At 55.2% G+C, this 3,485-nt stretch carries 3 protein-coding genes; all 3 read right to left on the bottom strand.

The window, feature by feature from the left end:
* Window positions 1-1,507 (bottom strand): ABC transporter ATP-binding protein (locus lacNas_RS05425; RefSeq protein WP_201346673.1); only part of this gene is annotated, 1,507 nt, incomplete at its 3' end.
* Window positions 1,504-3,231, bottom strand: coding sequence for an ABC transporter ATP-binding protein (locus lacNas_RS05420; RefSeq protein ID WP_201330102.1), 1,728 nt, complete (start codon window positions 3,229-3,231; stop codon window positions 1,504-1,506). The genes lacNas_RS05420 and lacNas_RS05425, both read right to left, overlap by 4 nt.
* A 139-nt stretch (window positions 3,232-3,370) precedes the next feature.
* Window positions 3,371-3,485 (bottom strand): IS3 family transposase (locus lacNas_RS05415; RefSeq protein ID WP_191669675.1); only part of this gene is annotated, 115 nt, incomplete at its 5' end.

The following is a 3,485-nucleotide window of genomic DNA, read 5'->3' as shown; positions in this document are numbered from 1 at the left end:
GATCCAGCAGCATTACCCGGGTAATGCAGAGCAGCTGCTTTTGCCCGGCGCTGAGGCTGTCAGCCGACAGCGGCGTGTCCAGGCCCTGGGGCAGGCGGCGGATGAAGCCCCAGCTGTGAGCTTCCTTGGCTGCCTGAATGATTTCCTCGTCACTGGCGTCTTCCTTGCCGTAAGCCAGGTTTTCCCGGACGGTTCCTTCTTCCAGCCAGGTATCCTGCAGGACCATGCCGAAGTTTTTCCGCAGGGCATGCCGCGGCATGTCTCTGATATCAGTCCCGTTCAGCAGGATGGCGCCCTTGTCAACGTCATAAAAGCGCATCAGCAAGTTGATGGTCGTGGTCTTCCCGCAGCCGGTCGGACCGACCAGGGCAACCCGCATCCCCGGCTTGGCGGTCAGGTTAAAGTCTTGAATCAAAGGCTTGTCGGCCTGGTAGGCAAAGTCGACGTGGTCAAAGACGACCTCGCCGCCAGCAGCCGCGGCCGTTTCATCATCGCCTTCCAGGTCAACCGGGTCGACTTCCGCTTCCTGGTTGATCAGTTCAAAGACCCGGCTGGCACAGGCAGCCGCGTTTTGCAGTTCCGTGATCACCGAGCTGATGTCGTTGAAAGGCTTCATGTACTGGTTGGCATAGTTCAACAGCACGCTTAGGCCGCCGACGGTCAAGTTCCCGGCCATGATTGACAAAGCGCCTGCCAAAGCCACCAGGGCATAGATCAGTGAGTTGATAAAACGCGTAGCCGGATTGGTCAAACTGGAGTAAAAAGTTGCCTGCTGGCTGTATTTCTGCAGGCGCTGGTTGATTTCAGCAAAACGGCTGGAGGCAGTTTTTTCATAGCCGAAAGCCTTGACCACCTTCACCCCGTTGACCATTTCTTCAATCAAGCTGGTCTGTTCACCGCGCGTCTGGCTCTGCCGGCGGAACATCTGGTAAGAGTGGCTGGCGATAAAGCGAGCCACAATGAAGCTGACCGGCGTCAATACCAGCACCAGCAAGGTGATGCCCACCGACTGGCTCAGCATGAAAACCAGGGTGGCAACGATCGTGATCGCGCCGGTAAAGAGCTGGGAAAAGCCTAAAAGCAGGCCGTCTGAGAGCTGGTCAGTGTCAGCGATAATTCTGGAGACGATGTCCCCGCTTGGGTGCTGGTCCAGATAAGACAGCGGCAGAAGCTGCAGCTGGCGGATGGCCTTTTCCCGGATGTCCTGAACGGTCTGGTAGGTGAGCTTGTTGTTGATCAGCCCCATCACCCAGGTAGCAGCGGCCGACAAAACGACCAGGATTATGATCTTGACCAGGTCCTGGCCGATGACGGCGAAGTTGACCCGGCCGACTCCGACGATCTGGTCGATCGCCTGGCCGAAAATGATCGGCACATACAGCTGCAAGACAACGGAAACTCCCGCCAAAAGAATGCTCAAGACCAGCAAGAGCCGGTAGCGGCCAATGATCGGCAAGAGCTGCTTCATTGCCTGCCAGCTGTCCATTTTTTCAGTTTGTTTTTTCATTGCTTTGCCTCCTTGGCTGCTTCGGGAAATTGCGAGTAGTAGATTTCCTGGTAGACCCGGCAGCTCTCAAGGAGGTCGGCATGCTTGCCGCTGGCTACCAGATTCCCGTCATCGAGCACCAGAATCTGGTCGGCCTGCATGATGCTCGAAGCCCGCTGCGAGACCAAAATTTTCGTGACGTCCTTCAAGCTGGCCAGGGCTTGGCGCAGCCGGGCCGACGTCGCCAGGTCCAGGGCGCTGTCGCTGTCGTCCAAGATCAGGAGCGGCGCCTTTTTGGCCAGGGCCCGGGCAATCGTCAAACGCTGCTTTTGCCCGCCGGAGAGGTTGCGGCCTTCCTGCTCAACCGCGAAATCCAGCTGGCCTGGCTTGCCCATGACCACGTCCTTGGCTTGGGCCAATTCCAGAGCCTGCCACAAGTCTTCATCGCTGGCTTGCGAATTGCCCATCAGCAGGTTTTCCCGGATGCTGCCGGCAAACAGCTGGGCTTTTTGCGGCACCAGCGCGTACTGGGCAAGCAGGTCCTGCTTGCTCAGCTGCTTAAGCGGCACCCCGCCAAGGTCAATCTCCCCTTGGTCACAGTCGTAAAAGCGCGTGATCAGCTTGAGCAGGCTGCTCTTGCCGCTGCCAGTACCGCCAATGATGCCCACGGTCGTGCCCGGATCGATCTTGAAAGTCAGCTGGCTGACAGCCGGAGCTGCGGCATGCGGATAAGTAAAGGAAACGTTCTTGAATTCCACGCCCGCGTCCTGGACGCTGGGACCGCTCTCTGGATAAGTCAGCTCATTTTCAACCGCCAGCACCTGGCCCACCCGGTCGCCGCAGGCCCAGGCCCGGTTGATGGTGATGATCAGGCTGGCCAGCTTGATCAGTTCAACGATCATTTGGGCCAGGTAGTTGTACAAGGCCACCACCTGCCCCTGGGCCATTGACCCCTGGCTGACCTGCAAAGCGCCAACCTGGATCAAGATGACCGCCGCGATGTTGATCATCACGTAAGTCACCGGATTCATGGCAGCGGAAAGGCGGCCGACGAACTCGTTCAGCTTGGTCATGGCCACGACTTTTTCGTCAAATTTGGCCACCGCCGCTTTTTCCTTTCTGAAGGCCCGGATTACCCGGACCCCGGTCAAGTTCTCATTGCTTAAGCGGGTAATTTCATCCAGGCGCTTTTGCACCCGCCGGTAAAGCGGGATGCTGACCAGCATGATGCCAAAAACCACCAGGGCCAGCAGAGGAATCGCCACCACAAAGATCAAGGCGGCCTGCACGTTGACCGTAAAGGCCGCGATCATGGAGCCAAAAACAATAAAAGGACTGCGCAGCAGCAGTCTGAGAGCCATGTTGAAGCCCGTCTGGACCTGGTTGATGTCACTGGTCAGCCGGGTGATCAAGGTACTTGGCGGCAGCTGGTCCAAGTTGGCAAAACTGAAATTTTCCACCTTGTCAAAAGTTGCCTGGCGCAGCTGCGTGGCAACGCCGACACTGGCCTTGGCCGCGAACCACTGCGCCGTGATGCTGGCGCTGATCCCCAGCAAGGCCAAGATGACCAGCAGGCCCACCTGCTGGAAAACATACGGCTGGTTTTTCTCTTTGATGCCGTAGTCAATAATTCTGGCTACGACCAAAGGAACCAGCAAATCAAACAAAGCTTCCAGCAATTTAAATAAGGGTGCTAGAATACTTTCCTTACGAAAGTCTCTGAGATATCTAAAGACGTATTTCATAACCCACTTCCTCAATGTATAAGTTGCTTCATAATTCTATCATACTTTATTCTTATTACATCCAACAATGACAAAAATCTAAAAATATTTCTAAGTCTATCATTTTTGATGTGACCCCCAAAATTGGGACAAATTAGTATTACGCCGTTAAGGTTGTTAGAACATGATTCCGATATTCAATCGGGGTCATGTTTTTTCGTCCTGTTTTGATTCTTACGTTGTTGTAGTAATCGATATATTTGTGAATAGCTTGT

It is taken from the genome of Lactobacillus nasalidis (assembly GCF_016587775.1).
Taxonomy (GTDB): Bacteria; Bacillota; Bacilli; order Lactobacillales; family Lactobacillaceae; genus Lactobacillus; species Lactobacillus nasalidis.
The sequence above is the reverse complement of the archived record's forward strand: the minus strand, read 5'-3'. Positions and strand labels throughout refer to the sequence as shown.